The sequence below is a fragment of the Brevibacillus sp. SYP-B805 genome, from assembly GCF_011059135.1.
In the GTDB taxonomy this organism is placed as follows: Bacteria; Bacillota; Bacilli; order Brevibacillales; family Brevibacillaceae; genus Brevibacillus_F.
Genome location: NZ_JAALGD010000019.1, coordinates 58,853 through 76,219 on the forward strand (window position 1 = coordinate 58,853; position 17,367 = coordinate 76,219).

General features: G+C 54.0%; 26 protein-coding genes and 1 rRNA gene. 25 read left to right on the plus strand and 2 right to left on the minus strand.

Going from position 1 to position 17,367, the window contains the following annotated elements:
- Positions 1–27: 27 nt before the first annotated feature.
- From rplR to G3578_RS18945, 21 genes are all read left to right on the plus strand, one after another.
- Positions 28–390, plus strand: coding sequence for a 50S ribosomal protein L18 (gene rplR / locus G3578_RS18845; RefSeq protein WP_165214897.1), 363 nt, complete (start codon positions 28–30; stop codon positions 388–390).
- Positions 391–421: 31 nt separating this feature from the next.
- Positions 422–919, plus strand: coding sequence for a 30S ribosomal protein S5 (rpsE, locus tag G3578_RS18850; RefSeq protein WP_165214900.1), 498 nt, complete (start codon positions 422–424; stop codon positions 917–919).
- 17 nt (positions 920–936) lie between these two features.
- Positions 937–1,125, plus strand: coding sequence for a 50S ribosomal protein L30 (gene rpmD, locus G3578_RS18855; RefSeq protein WP_165214902.1), 189 nt, complete (start codon positions 937–939; stop codon positions 1,123–1,125).
- Between the two features lie 32 nt (positions 1,126–1,157).
- Positions 1,158–1,598 (plus strand): 50S ribosomal protein L15, encoded by a 441-nt coding sequence (rplO, locus tag G3578_RS18860; protein WP_165214905.1) that lies wholly within the window; start codon positions 1,158–1,160, stop codon positions 1,596–1,598.
- Positions 1,598–2,893, plus strand: a complete 1,296-nt coding sequence (gene secY / locus G3578_RS18865; protein ID WP_165214907.1) for a preprotein translocase subunit SecY — start codon at positions 1,598–1,600, stop codon at positions 2,891–2,893. The genes rplO and secY overlap by 1 nt, the downstream gene beginning before the upstream one ends.
- A gap of 33 nt (positions 2,894–2,926) precedes the next feature.
- Entirely contained in the window at positions 2,927–3,571 is a 645-nt protein-coding gene (locus G3578_RS18870) for an adenylate kinase (protein WP_165214910.1), read from the plus strand.
- 6 nt (positions 3,572–3,577) lie between these two features.
- Positions 3,578–4,324, plus strand: a complete 747-nt coding sequence (gene map, locus G3578_RS18875) for a type I methionyl aminopeptidase (RefSeq protein ID WP_165214912.1) — start codon at positions 3,578–3,580, stop codon at positions 4,322–4,324.
- 157 nt (positions 4,325–4,481) lie between these two features.
- Positions 4,482–4,700, plus strand: a complete 219-nt coding sequence (infA, locus tag G3578_RS18880) for a translation initiation factor IF-1 (protein ID WP_003333772.1) — start codon at positions 4,482–4,484, stop codon at positions 4,698–4,700.
- A 29-nt stretch (positions 4,701–4,729) separates the two neighbouring features.
- A complete protein-coding gene (gene rpmJ / locus G3578_RS18885) occupies positions 4,730–4,843 on the plus strand; it encodes a 50S ribosomal protein L36 (RefSeq protein ID WP_021296640.1) in 114 nt (37 codons plus the stop codon).
- Between the two features lie 23 nt (positions 4,844–4,866).
- A complete protein-coding gene (rpsM, locus tag G3578_RS18890) occupies positions 4,867–5,235 on the plus strand; it encodes a 30S ribosomal protein S13 (RefSeq protein WP_165214915.1) in 369 nt (122 codons plus the stop codon).
- A 16-nt stretch (positions 5,236–5,251) separates the two neighbouring features.
- Positions 5,252–5,653: a 30S ribosomal protein S11 gene (gene rpsK, locus G3578_RS18895; protein WP_165214917.1), complete on the plus strand. Its 402-nt coding sequence runs from the start codon at positions 5,252–5,254 to the stop codon at positions 5,651–5,653.
- A gap of 154 nt (positions 5,654–5,807) precedes the next feature.
- Entirely contained in the window at positions 5,808–6,752 is a 945-nt protein-coding gene (locus G3578_RS18900) for a DNA-directed RNA polymerase subunit alpha (protein ID WP_165214920.1), read from the plus strand.
- A 26-nt stretch (positions 6,753–6,778) separates the two neighbouring features.
- Positions 6,779–7,138, plus strand: a complete 360-nt coding sequence (gene rplQ, locus G3578_RS18905) for a 50S ribosomal protein L17 (RefSeq protein WP_165214922.1) — start codon at positions 6,779–6,781, stop codon at positions 7,136–7,138.
- A 116-nt stretch (positions 7,139–7,254) separates the two neighbouring features.
- The gene (locus G3578_RS18910; RefSeq protein WP_165214925.1) at positions 7,255–8,106 is read left to right on the plus strand and encodes an energy-coupling factor transporter ATPase; all 852 of its coding nucleotides are present in this window, start codon (positions 7,255–7,257) and stop codon (positions 8,104–8,106) included.
- Positions 8,082–8,960 carry an energy-coupling factor transporter ATPase gene (locus G3578_RS18915; RefSeq protein ID WP_165214928.1) on the plus strand — a complete coding sequence of 293 codons (879 nt, stop codon included), beginning with the start codon at positions 8,082–8,084 and terminating at the stop codon, positions 8,958–8,960. Before G3578_RS18910 ends, G3578_RS18915 begins: the two co-directional genes overlap by 25 nt.
- Positions 8,957–9,760, plus strand: coding sequence for a CbiQ family ECF transporter T component (locus G3578_RS18920; protein ID WP_165214929.1), 804 nt, complete (start codon positions 8,957–8,959; stop codon positions 9,758–9,760). The genes G3578_RS18915 and G3578_RS18920 overlap by 4 nt, the downstream gene beginning before the upstream one ends.
- Positions 9,757–10,491, plus strand: a complete 735-nt coding sequence (truA, locus tag G3578_RS18925) for a tRNA pseudouridine(38-40) synthase TruA (RefSeq protein WP_165214931.1) — start codon at positions 9,757–9,759, stop codon at positions 10,489–10,491. The genes G3578_RS18920 and truA overlap by 4 nt, the downstream gene beginning before the upstream one ends.
- A gap of 369 nt (positions 10,492–10,860) precedes the next feature.
- Positions 10,861–11,298, plus strand: a complete 438-nt coding sequence (gene rplM / locus G3578_RS18930) for a 50S ribosomal protein L13 (protein ID WP_165214932.1) — start codon at positions 10,861–10,863, stop codon at positions 11,296–11,298.
- Between the two features lie 21 nt (positions 11,299–11,319).
- Entirely contained in the window at positions 11,320–11,715 is a 396-nt protein-coding gene (gene rpsI / locus G3578_RS18935) for a 30S ribosomal protein S9 (protein ID WP_165214934.1), read from the plus strand.
- A 152-nt stretch (positions 11,716–11,867) separates the two neighbouring features.
- The gene (gene cwlD, locus G3578_RS18940) at positions 11,868–12,590 is read left to right on the plus strand and encodes an N-acetylmuramoyl-L-alanine amidase CwlD (RefSeq protein ID WP_165214935.1); all 723 of its coding nucleotides are present in this window, start codon (positions 11,868–11,870) and stop codon (positions 12,588–12,590) included.
- 100 nt (positions 12,591–12,690) lie between these two features.
- Positions 12,691–13,800: a P-loop NTPase gene (locus G3578_RS18945; protein WP_165214937.1), complete on the plus strand. Its 1,110-nt coding sequence runs from the start codon at positions 12,691–12,693 to the stop codon at positions 13,798–13,800.
- A 49-nt stretch (positions 13,801–13,849) separates the two neighbouring features.
- On the opposite strand, the gene gerD is transcribed toward G3578_RS18945, so the two are convergent.
- Positions 13,850–14,464: a spore germination lipoprotein GerD gene (gene gerD / locus G3578_RS18950; RefSeq protein WP_165214938.1), complete on the minus strand. Its 615-nt coding sequence runs from the start codon at positions 14,462–14,464 to the stop codon at positions 13,850–13,852.
- Positions 14,465–14,583: 119 nt separating this feature from the next.
- On the opposite strand from gerD, the gene G3578_RS18955 reads away from it, so the two are divergent.
- On the plus strand, positions 14,584–15,171 hold the full coding sequence (locus tag G3578_RS18955; RefSeq protein ID WP_165214940.1) for a KinB-signaling pathway activation protein: 588 nt from the start codon (positions 14,584–14,586) through the stop codon (positions 15,169–15,171).
- Between the two features lie 20 nt (positions 15,172–15,191).
- Here the strand turns inward: G3578_RS18955 and pdaB are convergent, their stop codons facing one another.
- A complete protein-coding gene (gene pdaB / locus G3578_RS18960; protein WP_165214941.1) occupies positions 15,192–15,962 on the minus strand; it encodes a polysaccharide deacetylase family sporulation protein PdaB in 771 nt (256 codons plus the stop codon).
- Between the two features lie 129 nt (positions 15,963–16,091).
- Here pdaB and G3578_RS18965 point away from each other — a divergent pair, with 129 nt between their 5' ends.
- From G3578_RS18965 to G3578_RS18975, 3 genes are all read left to right on the plus strand, one after another.
- Complete coding sequence (locus G3578_RS18965) at positions 16,092–16,739, plus strand: stage II sporulation protein M (protein ID WP_165214943.1); 648 nt, start codon at positions 16,092–16,094, stop codon at positions 16,737–16,739.
- Between the two features lie 129 nt (positions 16,740–16,868).
- Complete coding sequence (locus tag G3578_RS21025; RefSeq protein ID WP_165214944.1) at positions 16,869–17,102, plus strand: hypothetical protein; 234 nt, start codon at positions 16,869–16,871, stop codon at positions 17,100–17,102.
- Between the two features lie 170 nt (positions 17,103–17,272).
- A 16S ribosomal RNA gene (locus tag G3578_RS18975) occupies positions 17,273–17,367 on the plus strand; the annotation flags it as partial.

The window sequence follows — 17,367 nt, forward strand, 5'->3', positions numbered from 1 at the left end:
TAGTTTCATGAGAAGGGAGGCCGCGTAATGTTTACAAAAGGCGATAAAAATAAAGCACGGAAAAAACGTCATCTGCGCATCCGCAAACGTTTGGTCGGTTCTGCGGCTCGTCCGCGCCTGAACGTGTTCCGTTCTTCCAAGCACATCTATGCACAACTGATCGATGATGCTGCGGGCGTAACCCTCGCATCCGCATCCTCGCTGGACAAAGAGCTGGGTCTCAGCTACGGCGGAAACGTGGAAGCCGCTACAGCAGTGGGTGCCCTGATTGCGAAAAGAGCCCAGGAAAAAGGGATTACCGAAGTTATCTTTGACCGTGGCGGTTATCTGTATCACGGACGTGTGAAAGCACTTGCCGATGCAGCGCGTGAAGCAGGTCTGCAATTCTAGGAACGAGATTCGAACACAAGGAGGGTAAGGAATGCGTATCGACCCTAGCAAATTGGAGCTAGAAGAAAAAGTTGTCGCGATTAACCGGGTTGCAAAAACGGTTAAAGGTGGTCGCCGCATGAGCTTCAGCGCGCTTGTTGTGGTTGGTGACCGCAACGGACATGTAGGCGCTGGTATGGGGAAAGCTCAGGAAGTGCCGGATGCCATCCGTAAAGCGATTGATGATGCAAAGAAAAAACTGATCAAGGTTCCTCTCAAAGGAACGACCATCCCGCATGAAGTGCTGTGCCAATTCGGTTCCGGCCGCGTATTGATCAAACCGGCTTCCGAAGGTACGGGCGTTATCGCCGGCGGTCCGGTTCGTGCGGTGCTTGAATTGGCCGGTGTGGGCGACGTTCTTTCCAAGTCGCTTGGCTCCAACAACCCGATCAATATGGTCAACGCTACGCTGGAAGGCCTCAGCCGCCTGAAAACAGCGGAAGAAGTCGCGAAGCTCCGCGGTAAGACAGTTGACGAATTGTTAGGATAAGAAGGAGGGAACGGGACATGGCGAAATCTTTGCAAATCACCCTCAAACGTAGCCTGATCGGTCGCAAGCAAGACCAGCAGGATACGGTGAAAGCCCTTGGCCTTCGCAAAATCCACCAAACTGTGGTGAAACCGGATAATCCGGCCATCCGCGGAATGATCTTTAAAGTAAAACACCTTGTTGAGGTAAACGAGGTAGACGCATAAACATCAATCTTGCCAGTTAGGAGGTGCAACGTATGAAATTGCATGAACTGAAACCTGCAGAAGGATCCCGTCACGTGCGCAAACGCGTTGGCCGCGGTATCGGCAGCGGGCTCGGCAAAACATCGGGGAAAGGTCATAAAGGTCAAAATGCCCGTTCCGGCGGCGGTGTACGCCCTGGATTCGAGGGTGGTCAAAACCCGCTGTATCGTCGTCTGCCGAAGCGCGGTTTTACCAACATCAACCGCAAAGAGTACGCGGTGGTGAGCCTGGATGCGTTGAACCGCTTTGCAGAAGGCACGGTCGTTACTCCGGAACTGCTGAAGGAATCCGGCGTAATCAGCGCGCTCCGCGATGGCGTGAAAGTGCTGGCGAACGGTGAATTGAACGTGAAGCTGACCGTAAAAGCGCACAAATTCTCCCAAGCTGCAGCAGAAAAGATCGCTCAAGTCGGTGGCACTGCTGAGGTGATCTAATGCTGGCCAGCCTGTCCAACATTTTTAAGATAGGCGACTTGCGTCGGAAGGTGCTCTTCACCCTCATGATGCTGGTCGTCTTCCGAATTGGAAGTTTCATTCCGGTGCCCAATGTCAATGTAGAACTGCTTGAGCAGAATGCCAGCACGCTGCTGGGATTTCTGAACACCTTTTCCGGCGGGGCGTTGAAAAAATTCTCGATCTTCGCGATGGGGATTATGCCCTACATCACGGCCTCGATCATCATGCAGCTGCTCTCCATGGAAGTGGTGCCGAAGTTTACGCAGTGGGCCCGTGAAGGGGAAGTGGGACGGCGCAAGATCGCGACGGTGACACGCTACTTCACGGTTGTTCTGAGCTTGATCCAATCCGTCGGGATGACAATCGGATTTAACCGAATGGCTCCCGGCCTTCTCACAGACACATCCTGGACCAGTTACGCGTTGATCGCCATTACGCTGACGGCCGGCACATCCCTGTTGATGTGGATGGGTGAGCAGATTACGGAGAAAGGGATCGGAAACGGAATTTCCATCATCATCGTGGCAGGGATCGTGGCCGCAATTCCTGGCGGTATCACCACGATCATCCAGACACAGTTCAGCGATCCGAACCAAAACATCTTCTTCAGCATCGTGAAGATGGTGATCGTGCTTCTGGTGATCATTGCGATTATCGTGGGAGTTATTTTCATGCAGCAGGGCGTCCGGAAGATTCCGGTGCAGTATGCGAAACGAGTCATCGGACGCAAGATGTACGGGGGGCAATCCACCCACATCCCGCTCAAAATTAACTCTGCCGGGGTTATTCCGGTGATCTTTGCGATCTCGCTGGTCATCTTCCCGTCTACGATCGCGCAGTTCTGGGCAGATGCTTCCGGCGTAGGCATCGCGAACTGGATCTATCAGAACTTCCAGGTAAGCGCGCCGCTTGGCATGACCCTGTACGCATTTCTGATCATCGGGTTCACGTATTTTTACACCTTTGTGCAGATCAACCCTGTGCAAATGGCTGAAAACATGAAGAAAAACGGCGGCTATATTCCGGGTATCCGCCCTGGCAAACACACCGAGGTTTACATTACCCGTACGTTGAATCGACTCACGTTGGCCGGTGCGCTGTTCCTTATGGCAATTTCGATCCTGCCGTTCTTCTTCAGCAAGCTGGCAAATCTGCCGCAGCAGATTTACATTGGAGGAACGTCTCTCTTGATCGTGATCGGTGTAACCCTCGACACGATGAAACAGATCGAAAGCCAGATGATTAAGCGCCACTACCAAGGGTTCATTCGTTAACCCGGGTGTTGGAATGGGACGGAGGGAATAAGCGTGAATGTTATTCTGATGGGTCTTCCCGGTGCAGGCAAAGGCACGCAGGCGGAGCGTATCGTCGAGGAGTTTCACATCCCGCATATCTCCACGGGAGACATGTTTCGCGCTGCCGTAAAAAATGAAACCCCGCTCGGGCTGCAGGCCAAATCTTATATGGATCAGGGCCTGCTGGTGCCCGACGAGGTGGTCATCGGCATCGTGCGCGAACGCCTGGCGCAGGATGACTGCGCCAAGGGCTTTCTGCTCGATGGCTTTCCGCGGACCGTACCGCAGGCGGAAGCGCTGACCGCGACGTTGAAAGAACTGGGACGTGAGATTGATCACGTGATCCATATCGACGTAGAGCGGAATGTGTTGATCGAACGTTTGACAGGCCGTTGGATCTGCCCGGTTTGCGGGGCAAGTTATCATACGCTGTTTAACCCGCCGAAAGCGGCAGGCATTTGTGATAAAGACGGCGGCACGCTGTACCAGCGCGATGACGACAAGCCGGAAGTGGTTGCGCAGCGCTTGGACGTCAATATCGCGCAAACGCAGCCGCTCATTGAGTACTATTCCAAGCAAGGACTGCTGCGCACCATCGATGGCGAGCGAAACATCGACGTGGTGTTTGCGGAAATTGCGTCTTTATTGCGAGGGTAAGCGATAATGATCATTCTAAAATCGAGAATGGAATTGGATGTCATGCGCGAAGCAGGACGCATCGTCGCTTTAACCCATCAAGAGCTGTCCAAAGCAATAAAGCCAGGTGTGACGACGAAAGAGCTGGATGAATTGGCCGAAACGTTTATCCGCAGCAAAGGGGCTCTCCCGTCGTTCAAGGGCTATGGAGGCTTTCCCGGTAGTATCTGTACTTCAGTCAATGAAGAACTCGTACATGGCATCCCAGGAAAACGGACGTTGCAAGAAGGAGATATCATCAGTCTCGACGTTGGCGCCTGCTTTCAGGGCTACCATGGAGACTCCGCTTGGACGTACGCAGTCGGTAAGATTTCCGAAGAAGATCAGCGCTTGTTGCAAGTGACAGAGGAGTCGTTGTACAAGGGGTTGGAAAAGGCGATCCCGGGAGAGCGGTTAACCGACATCTCCCATGCGATTCAAATCCATGCTGAAGCAGCCGGTTTCTCGATTGTACGGGAATACGTCGGGCATGGGATCGGGCAAAGCTTGCACGAAGATCCGCAGATACCCAACTTCGGACCTCCCGGACGGGGACCACGTTTAAAGCCAGGAATGGTGTTGGCAATCGAACCGATGGTAAATGCCGGTGAGCGTTATGTCCGCACATTGGAGGACAATTGGACGGTCGTAACGGTGGATGGAAAAAAATGTGCTCATTTTGAACACACCATCGCGATTACGGAAGACGGCTATGAGATATTGACCAAGGCGTAGACAAGAGTGATTGCTGCTTCGCGGGTGTTCAGGATTGTCGTCCAACGTGTTGACTTAAAGTCTCGCGTAGGCAGGTCGCTGATGGAAGCTGCGTAGGTTTATCGAGGAACACCACACTCATGGTCTGACTGAAGGACAGTGGAAAGGAGAGTAACGGATGGCCAAGGACGACGTTATTGAAGTTGAAGGTACAGTGATTGAACCCCTTCCCAATGCGATGTTTCGGGTGGAATTGGAAAACGGACACAAAGTGCTGGCGCACGTATCCGGCAAAATCCGCATGCACTTCATCCGGATCCTGCCGGGGGATAAAGTAACGGTCGAATTGTCGCCTTATGACTTGACGCGCGGTCGCATCACGTACCGCTATAAATGATAAGCCCCTAAAGAGGGAGGTAAATTACCATGAAAGTGAGACCGTCGGTAAAACCGATCTGCGAAAAATGCAAGGTGATTCGCCGCAAAGGGAACGTAATGGTAATCTGCGAAAATCCGAAGCATAAGCAAAGACAAGGATAATCTTAAGGAGGTGCTTTTGAAGAATGGCACGTATTGCAGGCGTTGACTTGCCTCGCGAAAAACGCGTGGAAATTGCTCTTACCTACATTTTTGGTATCGGCCGTCCCACGTCCCAACGGATTTTGGCTGCGACTGGCATCAATCCGGACACTCGTGTGCGTGATCTGACGGAAGAAGAAGTAAGCAAGCTTCGGGATTACATCGACAAGAACCTCAAGGTGGAAGGCGACCTGCGCCGTGAAGTCTCCCTCAACATCAAGCGTCTGATGGAGATCGGCTGCTATCGTGGAATCCGCCATCGCCGCGGCTTGCCTGTCCGTGGTCAGCGTACGAAAACAAACGCACGTACGCGCAAAGGTCCGCGCCGTACTGTAGCGAACAAGAAGAAGTAAAGGAGGGTGAACTGACATGGCGAAAAGAAAACAAGCTACTGCTACCCGTACCCGTCGTCGTGATCGTAAAAACGTTGAGACCGGCGTAGCACATATCCGTTCTACGTTCAACAACACGATTGTGACCATCACCGACCCGCATGGCAATGCCATCGCTTGGTCCAGCGCCGGTGCCCTCGGTTTCAAGGGCTCCCGCAAAAGCACGCCGTTCGCGGCGCAAATGGCTGCGGAAACCGCTGCCAAAACCGCGATGGAACATGGCATGCGCTCTTGTGAAGTACTGGTGAAAGGCCCTGGTGCCGGTCGCGAAGCTGCGATCCGCTCCTTGCAAGCGGCTGGTTTGGAAGTTAACATGATCAAGGATGTTACACCAATCCCGCACAACGGCTGCCGTCCGCCAAAACGTCGCCGCGTGTAACTGGTTTATTCCATTCAGAAGAAGCCCATACTAGTATGGTAAATTCTGCTTTCTTTGCTTGTCATGCACGCAAACGGTAAACCGCCGAAAGAAATTCCGGGGTGGCTTTTATGCCCACCCTCGAATTTCGACGTTTTGAAGGAGGGTTTGTTTAATGATAGAAATAGAAAAACCGAAAATCGAGGTTGTGGAAGTTAACGACGACAGCACGTACGGCAAGTTCGTCGTTGAGCCTCTTGAACGTGGTTACGGTACAACCCTTGGCAACTCGTTGAGACGGATTCTCCTCTCTTCCCTGCCGGGTGCCGCTGTGCGCTCCGTTCAAATTGACGGCGTTCTGCACGAATTCTCAACCGTTGAAGGAGTCGTCGAGGATGTGACGGAGATCATCCTGAACATCAAAGGCCTCGCGCTGAAAATCCATTCCGATGAAGAGAAGGTTCTCGAGATTGATGCAGAAGGCGAAGGCGTAGTGAAGGCGGGAGATATTCGTGCAGACAGCGATGTGGAGATTCTGAACCCTGATCTTCATATTGCCACATTAGCAAACGGCGGTCGTCTGCACATCCGCATGACAGCAGGACGCGGTCGTGGTTACGTGCAAGCGGATGGAAACAAGTCCGAGGATCAACCCATTGGTGTTATTCCGATCGATTCCATTTATACACCGATCAAACGGGTCAACTATCAAGTGGAAAATACCCGTGTCGGGCAAATGACCAACTATGACAAGTTGACGCTGGAAGTATGGACAAATGGCAGCATTCGTCCGGAAGAAGCGGTCAGCTTGGGCGCCAAGATCATGACCGAGCATCTGAACCTGTTTGTCGGTTTGACCGATGAAGCGAAAGACGCTGAAATCATGGTGGAAAAAGAAGAGGACAAGAAAGAGAAAGTGCTCGAGATGACCATCGAGGAGCTGGATCTTTCCGTTCGCTCTTACAACTGCTTGAAGCGTGCCGGTATCAACACCGTTCAAGAATTGACGCAGAAGTCGGAAGAAGACATGATGAAAGTGCGCAATCTCGGCCGCAAGTCTCTGGAAGAAGTACAAGAGAAGCTGGCTGAATTGGGCCTTTCCCTGCGTCAGGATGACTAGCATCGTAACAAAGGGAGGTTGGAAACATGGGTTACCGTAAATTGGGTCGCCGAACTGCGGCTCGCAAGGCGCTGTTCCGTGACTTGGTAACGGATCTGATCATCAACGAGCGCATCGAAACAACCGAGATGAAAGCGAAAGAACTGCGTTCGATTGCTGAGAATATGATTACCTTGGCGAAACGTGGCGATCTGCATGCTCGCCGCCAAGTAGCTGCATTCGTTCGCAAGGAGGTCGCAACAGCAGAAGGCCGCGATGCGGTGCAAAAGCTGTTCGATGAAATCGCGCCTCGTTATGCAGAGCGCAATGGCGGATACACCCGTATCCTCAAAATTGGTCCTCGCCGCGGCGACGCAGCACCAATGGCGTATATCGAATTAGTTTAATAGCAAGATTCATCAAGCAAAGGGTGGGGGCGGATTCCGGTATGCAAACCGAATCTGATTCATGCCCTTTTTCTTTTTATCCGTGAAACAGGCGCTGGCGTGAGGATGTGAGTGGCATGGAAGAGAAGCCGATCGTCGCCTTTCGGAATGTATCCTTTTCCTATCAAAACGAGGCGGGAGAAAACGTTCCTGTCCTGGAGCAGTTGAATCTGGAGATCCACCCGGGCACCTATGTGGCGATCCTGGGTCACAACGGTTCGGGAAAATCAACGATGGCCAAGCTGATGAATGCGCTGCTTCTGCCAAGCGAGGGACATGTGCTCGTCAACGGCTGCGACACCCGGGAGCTTCCCCGGCTCGCGGAGATTCGCAGAACGGTCGGGATGGTCTTTCAAAATCCGGACAATCAGATTGTGGGCACCACGGTAGAGGATGATGTCGCCTTCGGGTTGGAGAATCTGGGCCTGGAACCGCGGGAGATGAGGAAGCGGATCGATCAGGCGCTGCAGGCCGTGCAGATGCAGGGCTATGAGAAGCGGCAGCCGCACCGTTTATCCGGCGGGCAAAAGCAGCGGATCGCCATCGCCGGCATTATCGCCATGCACCCGTCGGTGATCATTCTGGATGAAGCGACGGCCATGCTGGATCCGCAGGGGAGACAGGAGGTATGCGCGCTGGTCCGCCGGTTGAACCGGGAGGAAGGGGTGACGGTGATCAACATCACCCATTTTCCGGAAGAGGCACTGGATGCCCATCGGGTGGTGGTGATGAAGCAGGGCGCCGTCTACATGGACGGTTCGCCGGCGGAGGTCTTTGCGCAGGTGGAGCGTCTGCAGGAGGCAGGCCTGGATGTGCCGTATGCCGTGCGCCTGCGGCATGATCTCGCCAAAGAGGGTGTGGTGCTTCCGTCCTTGCTGCACCAGGAAGAATTGGTGGTGGAGCTATGCAAATTGCTTTTGAAAACGTGAGCTACACGTACGGGAAGGGAACGCCGTTTGCCAAAGAGGCCCTCTCGCTGGTCAACCTGTCCATCCCCTCCGGTGCCTTTGTCGGCATCATCGGCCGGACAGGCTCCGGCAAATCCACGCTGATCCAGCATCTCAACGGCCTGCTGAAGCCTACGGCCGGCATCGTCCGGGTTGGCGAGTGGACCATTTCGCCGGATACCAAAGTGCCGGTTGACCTCAGACAGCATGTCGGACTCGTCTTTCAATATCCGGAGCACCAGCTGTTTGAAGAGACCGTGGCGAAGGATGTGGCGTTCGGCCCGCTGAATTTCGGGCTGCCGCGGGAAGTGGCCATGCAGCGCGTCCGGGAAGCGCTGGAGATTGTCGGCCTTTCCTATGAAGAGATGAAGGAGCGTTCACCGTTCCATTTGAGCGGCGGCCAGATGAGGCGGGTAGCCATCGCCGGGATCCTGGCGATGCAGCCGCGGGTGCTGGTCCTGGATGAGCCGACCGCGGGACTTGATCCGGCGGGGAGAAGAGAGATTCTGGACAATATTTACCGGATTCATCGCGAGCAGGAATTGACCACTCTGTTGGTGACGCACAGCATGGAGGAAGCGGCCCGTTATGCAGACCTGCTGGTCGTGATGGCAGACGGCAGGATCGCCATGCAAGGTCCGCCCGCAGCGGTTTTTGCGGAGGCAGACCGGCTGCGGGCCCTTTCCCTGGACGTACCGGCGGCCGTCTCCCTGGTGGCCAGTTTGAACCGCTGCCTCCCGCCTGAACGGCAGCTGCCCGCCTCACTTTATCGGGAAGAAGATGTCCGCGCCTATCTGGCAAACAGGCTGAAGCGAGGGGAGGAGGCACGGCGGTGAACTTTGTCCAAAACGTGGCCATCGGGCAGTATGTGCCGGGAGATTCGTTTGTCCACCGTCTGGACCCGCGCAGCAAGCTGTTGTTTGTGGTGTTTTTCGCCCTGCTGGTCTTTCTGGCCAACAATCCGCTGACGTACGCGATCCTTCTGCTGTTTTTGGCGATTGCCGTCGCCGCTTCGCAAATTCCGGCCTCCTTTCTCGTAAACGGGCTGAAGCCCGTATGGTTCATCCTGCTGTTTACCGTCCTTCTTCATTTACTGATGACCAAGGGAGGAACCGTTCTGTTTCGCTGGGGGTGGCTGTCCATCGAGGAGGAGGGCGTACGGCAGGCCATCTACGTTTCGCTTCGTCTGGGGCTGTTGGTCCTGGGGGGATCGCTGTTGACCCTGACGACATCGCCCATTGATTTGACAGACGGCATGGAGCGACTTTTCTCTCCGCTGAAGCGCGTGGGGGTTCCGGTTCATGAGATCGCCTTGATGCTGTCCATCGCCCTTCGCTTCATTCCCACCCTGCTGGAGGAGACGGACAAGATCATGAAGGCGCAGATGGCACGGGGGGCCGATTTGGAAACAGGCCACATGCTGAAACGGGCAAAAAACATCATCCCCGTCGTCATCCCGCTGTTTATCAGCGCGTTTCGCCGGGCCGAAGAGCTGGCGTTGGCGATGGAAGCACGGGGGTATCGCGGCGGGGAAGGAAGAACCAGGCTGCGGCAGCTGGCCTTCTCCTGGAGGGATGGAGTGCTGGCCGGCCTGGCGGTTGTCATGGTATTGCTGCTGGGATGGTGGAGATCATGAAGCGTTTGAAATGTGTCGTTGCCTATGACGGGACGGATTACAGCGGTTTTCAGGTGCAGCCGGATCAGGTGACGGTCCAGGGGGAGATCGAAGCGGCGCTGAAGCGCATCACGGGCGAATCGATCCAAATCGTCGGTTCCGGACGGACGGATGCGGGCGTGCATGCACGGGGACAGGTTTTTCATTTCGACACCGCGAGTTCCATTCCGGTGGAGAAATGGCGCTTCGTCCTCAACAATCAGCTGCCTGCCTCCATCGTCATCCGGTCGGTGGAGGAGACACATGCGAGATTCCATGCCCGCTTTGACGTGAAGGTGAAGGAGTACCGCTACTGCATCGACAACGGGCCGGTTCCCGATATTTTTCGCCACCGGTACGCCGAGCATGTCCGACACCCGCTCGATACGGACCGCATGCACGCCGCCGCCAGGCTTCTGGTGGGGGAGCACGACTTCACGTCGTTCTGCTCGGCCAAAACGCATGTGGAGGATAAGATTCGTACCCTCTATGACTGCCGGGTGGAAAGGGACGGCGATCTGATCTGGGTGATCTGCCGGGGAAACGGCTTTTTGTACAACATGGTGCGGATTATTGCCGGCACCTTGGTGGAGGTTGGCGAAGGAAAGCGGATTCCGGAGGAGATGACCCGGATCCTGCGGGTATGCGACCGGGAGGCGGCCGGCAAGACGGCGGCGGCCAAAGGGCTGACCATGTGGGAAGTCTTCTATTGAAGCCTGTTATTTTGAGCTAATAAGTTTGAGACTCCGGTTACGCTGCTTAGAAAGGGTTCGGGGCCCCGCCCGGCAGTTTTTTCAGGGGTCCCCGAAAAGTACTCGGAATTAGCTTCGAAGGCAAACGTCACTTTTTGGGGTTGAGCACTGCTATAGCCCGGGTGGGAATTTTACTTGACTCCGGGACGTCCATGTAGTACGATATTCATTGGTATTTTTCATACCCCGCTAGCTCCCACTCTAGCCCCGGGATTGAAAAAGAACGAACGTGATACACAAGGAAAAGTTGCTCACCGTTGCGGCTTTCTCCGCGATCCAGTAAACGGTGAAGCACGTTTTTTGCTATGGAAAACTTTAGGAGGGACACACATGCGTACCACATATATGGCAAAACCGCTCGAAGTTGAGCGCAAATGGTACATCGTAGACGCAGCGGGCCAAACCCTTGGCCGTCTGGCAAGCGAAGTTGCTTCCATCCTGCGCGGCAAACTGAAACCGGAATACACTCCGCACGTTGACACCGGTGATTTCGTGATCGTCATCAACGCGGACAAAATCAAGCTGACCGGTAAAAAGCTGACTGACAAAATCTACTATACCCACTCCCTTTATCCGGGTGGTTTGAAAGCGACTCCGGCAGGCGTGATGCTGAAAAACAAGCCTGAGCGTATGTTTGAGATCGCTGTAAAAGGCATGCTGCCGAAAAACAGCTTGGGTCGTCAAATGTTCACGAAGCTGAAAGTGTATGCAGGTTCTGAACATCCACATGCAGCGCAAAAGCCAGAAGTATGGCAAATCCGCGGTTAATTGTAAGGGAGGAAAAGACTCGTGGCACAAGTACAATACTACGGTACAGGTCGTCGTAAACACTCCGTAGCGCGTGTTCGTCTGGTTCCAGGCGAGGGTCGCATTGTGATCAACAAGCGTGATATGGATACCTACTTTGGTGGTTTGAATACATTGAAACTGATCGTAAAACAGCCGCTCGAGCTGACCGAAACGCTCGGCCGCTATGACGTTCTCGTGAATGTATCCGGCGGCGGAACAACCGGTCAAGCAGGTGCGATTCGTCACGGCATCTCCCGCGCTCTGCTGAAAGCAGATCCGGAGCTGCGCGGCGCATTGAAGCGCGCTGGCTTCCTGACGCGCGATCCGCGCATGAAAGAGCGTAAGAAATACGGTCTCAAAGCAGCTCGTCGCGCTCCGCAGTTCTCCAAGCGCTAATCGACTTGCAAACCAGTCGGCAGTCAACCCCTTGTCTCCTCTGCAGAGACAAGGGGTTTTTCCCTTTTTGCGGGGCAAGCACCCGGGCGTCATAATTTGTCCCATCTCCCCATAAGATGAAAAAGAAGCTGGGACAAAGGGGAGATCTTGCGGTGACAAGAAAAGCGATCGGATGGGTTCTTGCGTTTTTTTTGCTCATCGTCATTTTTACCTATGAGACGCCCGAACGCTCCATCTGGTCTACCTGGTCGCTCCCGTTGGCCGGAACGGTGATTGCGATTGACGCGGGGCATGGCGGGATTGATGGCGGGGCGGTAAGTGCAGACGGCGAGGTTTTGGAGAAAGAGGTGACGCTGGCCATCAGCATGTATTTGCGCGATTTTCTGCAGCAAGCCGGCGCCTTTGTCGTCATGACGCGGGAAGAAGACAAGGATCTCGCGTCCCCGGAAGTGCATCAGCTGAAAGCGCGCAAGTCGGAGGATATTCGCAAACGGGTCAAGTACGTGAATGACAACGCACCGGATTTCCTGGTCAGCATTCATCTCAATGCCTTTCCCTCCCCCCGCTGGTTCGGCGCGCAAACCTTTTATTACCCCGCCTACAAGGAGAGCGGCGAATTGGCCTCTCTGATTCAGGACGAGATCAAGCGCGTTCTGGAGAATACGGATCGCAAGCCGGCGATCACGGATGACGTGTTTCTCATCCGGGAGGTGCAATGCCCGGCGGTGCTGGTGGAAGTGGGCTTCCTCTCCAATAAGGCGGAAGCGGGGCAGCTGCGATCCGCCTCGTATCAGAAGGCGATGGCCAACGCCATCTACCAGGGCATTCTGCGCCATTATGCGGGCGAGAAGCCGGGTGCGCTTCAAAACCCGTAGGAAGGCGGTTGAGTCGTGAACTCCCTTTCTGTATATGCTATAATGGACGCGCAATTGATTGAGGATAATACCCGGAAAACCAAGGAACAGGGGTGGGGATATGATCACCAAGGAACAGGTTCTGGAAGCGTTGAAGGACGTCAAGGATCCGGAAATCAACCGCGGCCTGGTAGAGCTGAACATGATCCGCGACATCCGGATCGACGGGGAGCGCATCAGCCTGACGGTCGTGCTGACGATTTCCGGCTGTCCGCTGAAGGTGAAGATCGAGGAAGATGTTGTACAGGCATTGAAGGCGTTGGGAGCGAAAGAAGTGGAGGTTCGTTTCGGAGCGATGACCGATGAAGAGCGCGCAGCCCTCAGCGCCCAGCTGCGAGGCAGCCATACGCACAACATGGCTCCGGGACAAACGCAGCTGCTGAATCCGATTTTGGCCCCGGATTCCCGCACCACCTTCATCGCCATCACCTCCGGCAAAGGCGGGGTGGGAAAATCCACGGTAACGGTTAACCTGGCCGTCTCTTTGGCGCGGCTCGGCAAAAAAGTGGGCATCATTGATGCGGACATTTATGGCTTCAGCGTTCCGGATATGATGAACATTGAACAGCGGCCGACCGTGATCGGGGAAGTGATCCTGCCGGTGGAAAAATTTGGCGTCAAAGTGATGTCGATGGGCTTTTTTGTAGAGGACAATTCGCCGGTCATCTGGCGCGGCCCCATGCTTGGCAAAATGCTGCGCAATTTCTTCTCGGAGGTTCACTGGGGGGAAGAACTGGATTACCTGCTGCTTGATCTGCCGCCGGGAACCGGGGATATGGCGTTGGACGTGCATACCATGATTCCGCAAAGCAAGGAGATTATCGTCACAACGCCCCATGCCACGGCAGCCTTTGTGGCGGCCCGTGCCGGCGCCATGGCGATCCGCACCGGGCATGAAGTGTTGGGGGTCGTGGAAAACATGGCCTGGTATGAAGCGAAGGACGGCTCCAAGGAGTATGTGTTCGGACGCGGTGGCGGCGCCAAATTGGCGGAGCAGCTGTCCTGTGAGCTGCTGGCGCAGATTCCGCTGGGTCAACCGGAAAACCACCCGGCGGAGCCTGACTATACCCCCTCTGTATACAAACAGGATTCACCGATCGGCACCCTGTACATGGAGCTGGCCGAGCGCGTGGAGGCGAAATGTAAATCGAGCATATCCCGGTCGAGATAAGGAACAAGGTGGCTTCCATCCAAGGATGAGAGCCACCTTTTTTTGGTCATCAGCCTCCTCCGCCAGCGCTGCCGCCTCCGCCATTGCCTTTTTTCCCTTTTGACTTCGGTTTCAACATTTCCTCGGTGGCTCTGGTCATCAGTGTCATCAGTTGTTCCTGAAAGATCGGGCTTTGGAGCGTCTCCATCATGATTTGCTTGGTCTGCTGCCGATAGGCCGAGCTTTTCATCAGAGCGAGCAGATTTCGTTCAAATTCGGGGTCTCTCATGACCGTGATCAGCATCCTTTGGTACTCGGGATCTTTCATGAGATCCTTGATCACTTTTTTATGCTCGTCTTTCATTGTTTTAGCCAGGACGCTCGCAAACTTGGGATCCCGGAAGGCTTCCTTCATCTGCGGGTTATTCGGATTGGCAATGCTTTGGATCAATGTGGTCCGTACGGTGTCGTGATCGAGAACGACGCTTTCCTGGAATTTTTCATCTTTCATCATTTTGGCTACCGCCTTCTTGGCTTCATCCGTTTGCAGGATGTCGATAACCATGGATTTGATCGATTTATAATCCGGCTGGGCTGTCCCTTGGGATGATCCGCTGACCGAGCAGCTTGTCAGCAAGACGATCACGGGCAGCATCATCCAAAAGGGGGAACGCGCTTTTTGCATGGGATGCCCTCCTTTTTCCTACCTGCTGTTAGGGTGTGCAGATGATCCGGTTCTTACGCTAGTATTTTCTTGCTTGGGTTGGTACAATCATAAGCGATGTGGATAGGAGGGACGAATCAGTGAATTTGCGCAAATATGGCTGGCTCTTTGGGACGACGCTCCTGGCGGGGGGGATAGGCGGAGTCGTGGCCGGCTTGCTGATTGGATGGCAAGAGTTGGTCGCCGGCTCCATCAGCAATTTTCTGATGGGAACCCTGATGAATCTGCTCTTCGGCCTCACCATCAGCGTCGTTGCCCAGATGGGGCTGTTCGCTTATATGACCATCAACTATCTGGCGCTTACTACCCTGAAAAGCGGGTCGCTCTGGAAAAGCTTCCAGGTCTTCCTGGTCCTGTTTGCCTTTTTTGACATGGTTTATCTGCGGTATGGCACCCAATCCCGGGGCTCTTCCCTGCTGCCGTACCTGATTGAACCTGCAGCATTGCTGTGCGTTGCCCTCATAACCGCTTATGCGAAGGTGAAAGTGACCAACCGGAGCGCGTGGATTCCGACCACGTTCTTTATGTTTGTGGTGACGGCAATCGAATGGGTGCCAGGGCTCAGGCAGGAGAACGCCGCCTCCATCTTCTTCATGGTTGTGCCGCTTTTGTTTTGCAATATCTGGCAGGTGTTGCATCTGCACAAAGTGACCCAAAAAGAGAGCTGATCCATCTGCGGGATCAGCTCTCAGTTTACTTCCTGGCTGTTTGCCTTGGCGCCGGCGATCAATTCGGAAACGGTGACGAATTCGTAGCCCTCTGCCCGCAGCTTGTCGATAATCGTGGGCAGCGCCAGGTGGGTCTGCTTGCAGGAGTCGCTCGCATGCATCAGGATGATGTCGCCCGGATGCGCTTTGGATACGACGTTCTGGATGATGGCGTCCACGCCGGGATTCGTCCAGTCCCGGGAGTCGGTATCCCACTGGATGACGGTATATCCCATGTCGGCGGCGATTTTCAGCAGGCGTTTATCGAAATCGCCATTGGGCAAGCGGATCAGATGGGGTTTCTTCCCGGTTAATTCAGTGAGAATCGTGTGGGCCTTGCCGATTTGGGAGCGGATTTCGTCATCCGAATATTTGCTGTAGTTGTCGTGCTTGTGACCGTGGGAACCGATCTCATGGCCGTCTTCCATGATCCGTTTGACGATGTCCGGATGCCGCTGGCTCCACGGAGAAGAAAGGAAAAATGTCGCTTTCCTTACCTTTTTTTCCTTTAAAATATCCAAGATGGGAACGGCTCTCGTTTCTCCCCAGCTGATGTCGAACGTAAGGGCCACTTTCTTTTCTTGGGTGTCCACCTTGAAAATGGCCTGTGGGGCTTGGGCCGTGCTGCCTTCCGTAAACACCGTGATGGTGTCCTGCTCGGCGTATGCGATACCCATTGCAAAAAGAAGGGCAGCGGCGATAATCAGCATCTGTTTCAGCCTTTTGGTACGAATGACCAGCATGTATTTCATTTGGTATCAGCCTCCTCCTTTGTCCCCTTTCTCATTTTATGCTGGGGAAAAAACGATATGCTTTGTCGCGAGCGTATGTTTAGGGTAAGCTACATATGTTGAAAGTAAACGTGAAAAGAGGTGTGAGAGATGGTGAAACACCTGGCTTTGTTATGGTCTGTCAACAGGAGGTACTTTTATGCAGCGGGATTGCTGCTGATCGCCGGCGTCCTGATTGGTTACATAGAGGCCGATCTGGTGGACGCCATGGCCAAACAGATGCTGGCTCAAATCAAGGGAATCGTTGATCGAATCAAGGATAGCGGCGGGAGTATCCCGGTTACCTTCTGGGCGATCTTTCTCAACAATGTGTCGAGTGCCGTATCGATGATGCTGTTGGGACTGCTGTTTGCGGTTTTTCCCATCTTCGGGCTGCTTTCCAATGGCATTTTGCTTGGTTATTTGATGCAGAAAATCTCTTCTGCCGGCATGAATGCGCTTTTCTTCTTGCTGGTGGGGATCATGCCGCACGGGATTTTTGAATTGCCGGCGGTAGTGTTTGCGGCAGCCCTTGGCATCCGTTACGGAATATTGGTGATGCGTTCGATTGGCGCAAGCTGGCGGGCAGATACGAGGGAGGCCGTCAAGCGGGAATGGCTGGTCAGCATCAAACAGTTTCCGTTGGCTGTTGGAACAGTGGTGTTTGTGCTGCTGGTGGCTGCTCTGGTCGAAAGTGCCGTTACCCCGTATCTGATTAAATCCTTCATCGGAACCCAGAGCCTTAAGCTGCAGTTTTGAACATACCGAATTGGGAGGTCCCCGGATACCCGGGGCTTCTTTCGTTTACTGTCATGAAAACGGAATAGGTAAAAATGACGATGGTTAAGCTATAGGTAAACTTGAGGAGCAGGAAGAGAGGGGACCGTTTTGCTGGGGTTTTTATTTAATCATAAGGAATGCCAGGAACTTGCGTACCTTATCAAAAGGGAATTGGAAGAAATGCTCTTGGATTTGAGCGACAAGCGAATCGATTACCTTGTAAGGCGGGCAATGGAAGAAAGGTATTCCATCCTCTTTCGCATGTATGCACGTGTGGCAGGGCCGAATGAATTGTCCAAGTACGCAAGAAGACGCAAGATGGAAGAAAAGCATTTAACCTGAAAATAAATTTTGTAAAACCTATTGACTTTTCCTAGGCAAGCATGATAAATTATAAAAGTCGCCTCCGGGCGACGGGTTTTAAAAATGCTCTTTGAAAACTGAACAGCGAACGCGTGAAGCGAGCCAAGTCATTCTTTATGAGAATGAAGCTTTGATCAATATCTTTCGATTTATTGGAGAGTTTGATCCTGGCTCAGGACGAACGCTGGCGGCGTGCCTAATACATGCAAGTCGAGCGGGGGCCTTCGGGCCCCAGCGGCGGACG